Genomic DNA, 5,352 nt, shown 5'->3' with positions numbered 1-5,352 from the left:
CAGCAGGGCGGTCTTGCCCGCGCCCGCGGGGCCGTCGAGCCCCCCCCCCCCCCCCCCCCCTCGCTCTCCTTGGGCGCGGCGGTCAGGGCGGGCAGGGCGTGCCGGGCGCTGCCGTCCAGGAGCGCGGAGGCGCGGTTCTTGCGGGCGGTCAGGCCGAGCGGTGCGAACAGGGCGCGCGCCCCGCTGTAGCCGGTGGCCGCGCCGACGGCGCGGCACGTGCCGTGCAGGACGGTCATGCCGGTGAAGGGTCCGTCGTCGGCCAGGGCGGCGCGCAGCAGGGCGGTCTTGCCCGCGCCCGCGGGGCCGTCGAGGAGCACCAGGCGGGGCTGTCCGGCCCTGGCCGCCGCGGCGTGTCCGGCGAGGGCTTCAAGGTGTCGGGTCCGCCCGACCAGCGGCAGTACGGGGTGCGCTTCGCCGGCCCGGTCGGTCACTTGCTCTCCCTCGCGTCGTACACGGCGGATGGCACGGCGGCCCTCCTGCGCGGCGCCGTTGGACTGTCACCGGCGGTGAACGGGCAACTGCCCCCATCCGACCGCGTCATGCTCACGTATACGTCACATTTACGCCACGGAGCCCCTCCGCACCCGCACACAACGAGAAATCTAAGGAAATCCCCCGTCGCCGCCGTGAGATCAAGTGGTGGTGCGGTCGGCGTCCTCCGTGTCCGGTCCGGCCGGCAGGCCGCACGTCCACGCGCCGTCACGCCCGTCGCACGCTTCACCGGCGGGCCTCGGCGCACCACGGCAGTCACTTCGTGAAAGGGCCCTCATGGACTCCGCCGCTCGGCCGATCCTCTTCGTCAGCCTCCCCGAGAGCGGTCTGCTCAACCCGTTGCTGGTGCTGGCCGGGGAGTTGGCCCGGCGCGGTGTGCCCGACGTGTGGTTCGCCACCGACGAGCACCGGCGCAAGGACGTGGAGGCGCTGGCCGCCGCGTCCACCGTGTCGTTCGCCTCACTGGGCGAGGTGGTGTCCGAGCTGTCCGCGGTGACCTGGGACGACGCGGTCTACCGGGAGGTGACGCAGTCCTCGCGGTTCAAGGCGCACCGTGCGGTGGTGCGGCAGTCGTACAAGCCGGCGCTCCAGGCGCGCAAGTACCGTGAGCTGGAGCGCGTGGTGGACGAGGTGCGTCCCGCGCTGATGGTGGTGGACTGTGTGGCGGGCTTCGCCGTCGATCTGGCGCTCGCCCGGAACATCCCCTACGTCCTGAACGTACCGTTCGTGGCGAGCAATGTCCTGACCTCGCACAATCCCTTCGGCGCCTCGTACACCCCCAAGAACTTCCCCGTGCCCAACTCGGGCCTGCCGCTGGCGATGTCGCCCCGCCAGAAGCTGGCCAACACGCTGTTCAAGTGGCGCACGCTCGGCATGTTCCTGCACCCGGAGATGGGCAAGGTGCTGCGCGAGGACGCCGCGCTGCGCAAGGAGCTCGGCATCGCCCCGCCCAACGCGATGACCCGGGTCGACGAGGCCGCCGCCGTGGTGTGCTCCTCCATCGCCGAGCTGGACTACCCCTTCGACGTCCCCGCCAAGGTGCGCCTGGTCGGGGCCGTGCTGCCGCCGCTGCCCGAGGCGCCGGACGACCACGAGGTGGCCCGGTGGCTCGACGAGCAGTCCTCGGTGATCTACATGGGCTTCGGCACCATCACCCGCCTGACCCGCGAGGAGGTGGCGGCGCTGGTGGAGGTGGCGCGGCGGATGTCGGATACGCACCAGTTCCTGTGGAAGCTGCCCGAGGAGCAGCAGCACCTGCTGCCGCCCGCCGCGTCGCTGCCGCCCAACCTGCGGGTGGAGAACTGGGTGCCCTCCCAGCTGGACGTGCTCGCCCACCCCAAGGTGTCGGCGTTCTTCTCGCACGGCGGCGGCAACGCCTACCACGAGGGCGTCTACTTCGGGAAGCCGCAGGTGGTACGGCCCCTGTGGGTGGACTGCTTCGACCAGGCGGTGCGCGGGCGTGACTTCGGTATCAGTCTGACCCTGGACAGGCCGCACACCGTCGACCCCGACGACGTGGTGGACAAGCTGACCCGCGTCACCGCCGAGCCGTCCTTCCGCGAGCGGGCCGAGCACCTGGGCGAGCTCCAGCGGGCGGCGGGCGGCCGCACCGCCGCCGCCGACACCGTGCTCGGCCTGCTGCCGTCGGCATGAGCCGCCCGCCGCACCGGCCGCACCCCATCGAGCCACAGCCCAGCGACAGCAGCGAGGACCCCATGGCCTTCACCCACCCCGTCTCCCGGCCCTTCCTTGAGGGCCGGGAACTGGAGTACGTCACCGACGCCGTGTCCGGCGGCTGGATCTCCTCCCAGGGACCCTACGTAGGACGCTTCGAGGAGGCCTTCGCCCAGTGGAACGGCGTGGCGCACGGCGTCGCCTGCTCCTCGGGCACCGCCGCCCTCACCCTGGCGCTGCGGGCGCTGGGCATCGGGCCGGGCGACGAGGTGATCGTCCCGGAGTTCACCATGATCGCCTCGGCGTGGGCCGTCACCTACACCGGCGCCACCCCCGTCTTCGTCGACTGCGCCGACGATCTGAACATCGACGTCACCCGCATCGAGGAGAAGATCACCCCGCGCACCAGGGCGATCATGCCGGTGCACGTCTACGGGCGCCGCTGCGACATGGACACGGTCATGGACATCGCCCACCAGTACAACCTGCGGGTGGTGGAGGACTCCGCCGAGGCGCACGGCGTGCGTCCGGTGGGGGACATCGCCTGCTTCTCCCTGTTCGCCAACAAGATCATCACAGCCGGTGAGGGCGGCATCTGCCTCACCGACGACCCCCGGCTCGCCCAGCAGCTCGCCCACCTGCGGGCGATGGCCTTCACCCGCGACCACAGCTTCCTGCACAAGAAGCTGGCCTACAACCACCGCATGACCGCCATGCAGGGCGCCGTGGCGCTGGCCCAGGTCGAGCGCCTGGACGCCATCCTCGCCACCCGCCGGGAGATCGAGGCCCGCTACGACGCCGCCCTCAAGGACATCCCCGGCATCACTCTGATGCCCGCGCGCGATGTGCTGTGGATGTACGACCTGCGCGCCGAGCGCCGCGAGGAGCTCCGCGCCCACCTGGACGCGCGCGGCGTGGAGACCCGGCTGTTCTTCAAGCCCATGAGCCGCCAGCCCGGCTACCTCGACCCGGTGTGGCCCACCCTGAACGCCCACCGCTTCAGCGAGGACGGCCTGTACCTGCCCACCCACACCGGGCTCACCGCCGCCGACCAGGAGTACATCACCGGCGCCGTCCGGGAGTTCTACACCGCCCGCTGAGGCGGCACCGCGACCGCACGACCAAGAGAACGAGGAGCGGACATGACGACCAGCACCGGCCCCACGGTGGTCGACTTCCCCCTGCGCACACCCGAGGAGCCGCTGCCGCTGTCCCAGTACGCCGGCCACCGCCGGCACGACGGCCTGGTGCAGTCCCATCTGCCCAACGGCGTCCCCATCTGGCTGGTCACCCGGCACGAGGACGTGCGCGCGGTGCTCACCCACCCCAAGATCAGCGCCAACCCCGACAACGAGGGCTTCCCCAACGTCGGCGAGACGATGGGGGTGCCCAAGCAGGACCAGATCCCCGGCTGGTTCGTGGGCCTGGACTCCCCCGAGCACGACCGCTTCCGCAAGGTCCTCATCCCCGAGTTCACGGTGCGCCGGGTACGCGAACTGCGCCCCGCCGTCGAACGGATCGTCGACGAGCGCATCGACGCGATGCTGGCCGGGGGCAACACCGCCGACCTGGTCAACGACTTCGCGCTGCCGGTGCCCTCCCTGGTGATCTCCTCCCTCCTCGGGGTGCCCCCGGCCGACCGGGACTTCTTCGAATCCCGCACCCGCACCCTGGTCGCCATCCGCACCTCCACCGACGAGCAGCGCGCCACCGCCACCCGGCAGCTGCTGCGCTACATCAACCGGCTGATCGCCATCAAGGACAAGTGGCGCGGCGACGACCTGATCAGCAGGCTCCTCTCCACGGGGCAGCTCAGCCACGAGGAACTCTCCGGCGTCCTGCTGCTCCTGCTGATCGCCGGGCACGAGACCACCGCCAACAACATCGGCCTCGGCGTGGTCACCCTGCTCACCAACCCGCAGTGGACCGGCGACGAGCGGGTGGTGGAGGAACTGCTGCGGCTGCACTCGGTCGCCGACATGGTGGCGCTGCGCGTCGCCGTGGACGACGTGGAGATCGCGGGCCAGCTCATCCGCAAGGGCGAGGGCATCGTCCCGCTGCTGGCCGCCGCCAACCACGACACCGAGGTCTTCGGCTGCCCGCACGCCTTCGACCCCGCGCGCTCCGAGCGGCGCCACGTCGCCTTCGGCTACGGCGTGCACCAGTGCCTGGGCCAGAACCTGGTCCGCATCGAGATGGACATCGCCTACCGCAAGCTCTTCGAGCGCATCCCCAGCCTGGAGCTGGCCGTCCCGCTGGAGGAACTGGCCTTCAAGTACGACGGCATCCTGTTCGGCCTGCACGAGCTGCCGGTGCGCTGGTAGCCGCCCGCACCGGCCCTGACGGCCGCCCTTTCCCCCCTTCCCACCGAGGAGCCAACGATCATGCGTGTCACCGTCGACAGCGAGCGGTGCATCGGCGCCGGCCAGTGCGTCCTGAACGCCCCCGTCGTCTTCGACCAGGACGACGACGGCGTCGTGGTCCTGCTGGCCGAGGAGCCCGGAGCCCAGGAGCTGGACGCGGTCCACGCCGCGGGCGACCTGTGCCCGTCGGGCTCGATCACCGTCGACGAGTCCTGAGACCGACGCAGCCGGATACGGCCGGATATCGCCGAGGCCCGAGCCTGAGATCGACGCGGCCCGCGGGCCGCGTCGGAACCACCGAACCAGAACCACCGAAGGGACACACACCGTGACCACCGCTGAGGACACCGGGGCCCTGTGGCTGCGGCGCTACCACCCGGCCGACACCGACGCCGTCCGGCTGGTCTGCTTCCCCCACGCCGGCGGCTCCGCCAGCTTCTACCACCCGCTCTCGGCCCGCTTCACCCCCCGCGCCGAAGTCATCTCCTTGCAGTACCCCGGCCGCCAGGACCGGCGCAAGGAGCCCTGCGTGACGGACCTGGGCACCCTGGCCGACCTGATCACCGAGCAGCTCCTCGCCCTGGACGAGCGGCCGACGGTGTTCTTCGGGCACAGCATGGGCGCCGCCCTCGCCTTCGAGACGGCCTGGCGCCTGGAGCAGAAGGACGCGGGCCGGGACGACCCGCTGACCACCGTCGAGGAGGCCGAGCGCTGGCAGGAGCACACCACGGGGGCCCACCGCCTGCGGGTCTTCGACGGCGGCCACTTCTTCCTCACCCAGCACCTCGCGGCGCTCCAGGCCGAGATCGGGCGCGCCCTGGAC

Annotated in this window: 6 protein-coding genes; 5 read left to right on the top strand and 1 reads right to left on the bottom strand. The window is 71.6% G+C overall.

What is annotated here, in order from left to right:
• On the bottom strand, positions 1 to 431 hold a 431-nt coding region (locus AB8Z36_RS29045), incomplete at its 3' end, for an AAA family ATPase (protein ID WP_369216358.1).
• A 337-nt stretch (positions 432 to 768) separates the two neighbouring features.
• Here AB8Z36_RS29045 and AB8Z36_RS29040 point away from each other — a divergent pair.
• From AB8Z36_RS29040 to AB8Z36_RS29020, 5 genes are all read left to right on the top strand, one after another.
• Positions 769 to 2,145: a glycosyltransferase gene (locus AB8Z36_RS29040; protein WP_369216357.1), complete on the top strand. Its 1,377-nt coding sequence runs from the start codon at positions 769 to 771 to the stop codon at positions 2,143 to 2,145.
• 62 nt (positions 2,146 to 2,207) lie between these two features.
• Complete coding sequence (locus tag AB8Z36_RS29035) at positions 2,208 to 3,266, top strand: DegT/DnrJ/EryC1/StrS family aminotransferase (RefSeq protein WP_369216359.1); 1,059 nt, start codon at positions 2,208 to 2,210, stop codon at positions 3,264 to 3,266.
• A gap of 42 nt (positions 3,267 to 3,308) precedes the next feature.
• The gene (locus tag AB8Z36_RS29030; RefSeq protein WP_369216356.1) at positions 3,309 to 4,490 is read left to right on the top strand and encodes a cytochrome P450; all 1,182 of its coding nucleotides are present in this window, start codon (positions 3,309 to 3,311) and stop codon (positions 4,488 to 4,490) included.
• Between the two features lie 60 nt (positions 4,491 to 4,550).
• Complete coding sequence (locus AB8Z36_RS29025; RefSeq protein ID WP_369216355.1) at positions 4,551 to 4,745, top strand: ferredoxin; 195 nt, start codon at positions 4,551 to 4,553, stop codon at positions 4,743 to 4,745.
• Between the two features lie 112 nt (positions 4,746 to 4,857).
• The coding region (locus tag AB8Z36_RS29020; RefSeq protein WP_369216354.1) for a thioesterase II family protein at positions 4,858 to 5,352 on the top strand (495 nt) is incomplete at its 3' end.

It is taken from the genome of Streptomyces flavofungini (genome assembly GCF_041028215.1).
In the GTDB taxonomy this organism is placed as follows: domain Bacteria; phylum Actinomycetota; class Actinomycetes; order Streptomycetales; family Streptomycetaceae; genus Streptomyces; species Streptomyces flavofungini_B.
This window is presented reverse-complemented; position numbering and strand designations above follow the sequence as displayed.

Bases quoted from the DNA above. Each gene is read 5' to 3' on its own strand.
- AB8Z36_RS29025 (WP_369216355.1), top strand. From the start codon at position 4,551: ATGCGTGTCACCGTCGACAGCGAGCGGTGCATCGGCGCCGGCCAGTGC.
- AB8Z36_RS29030 (WP_369216356.1), top strand. From the start codon at position 3,309: ATGACGACCAGCACCGGCCCCACGGTGGTCGACTTCCCCCTGCGCACA.
- AB8Z36_RS29040 (WP_369216357.1), top strand. From the start codon at position 769: ATGGACTCCGCCGCTCGGCCGATCCTCTTCGTCAGCCTCCCCGAGAGC.
- AB8Z36_RS29035 (WP_369216359.1), top strand. From the start codon at position 2,208: ATGGCCTTCACCCACCCCGTCTCCCGGCCCTTCCTTGAGGGCCGGGAA.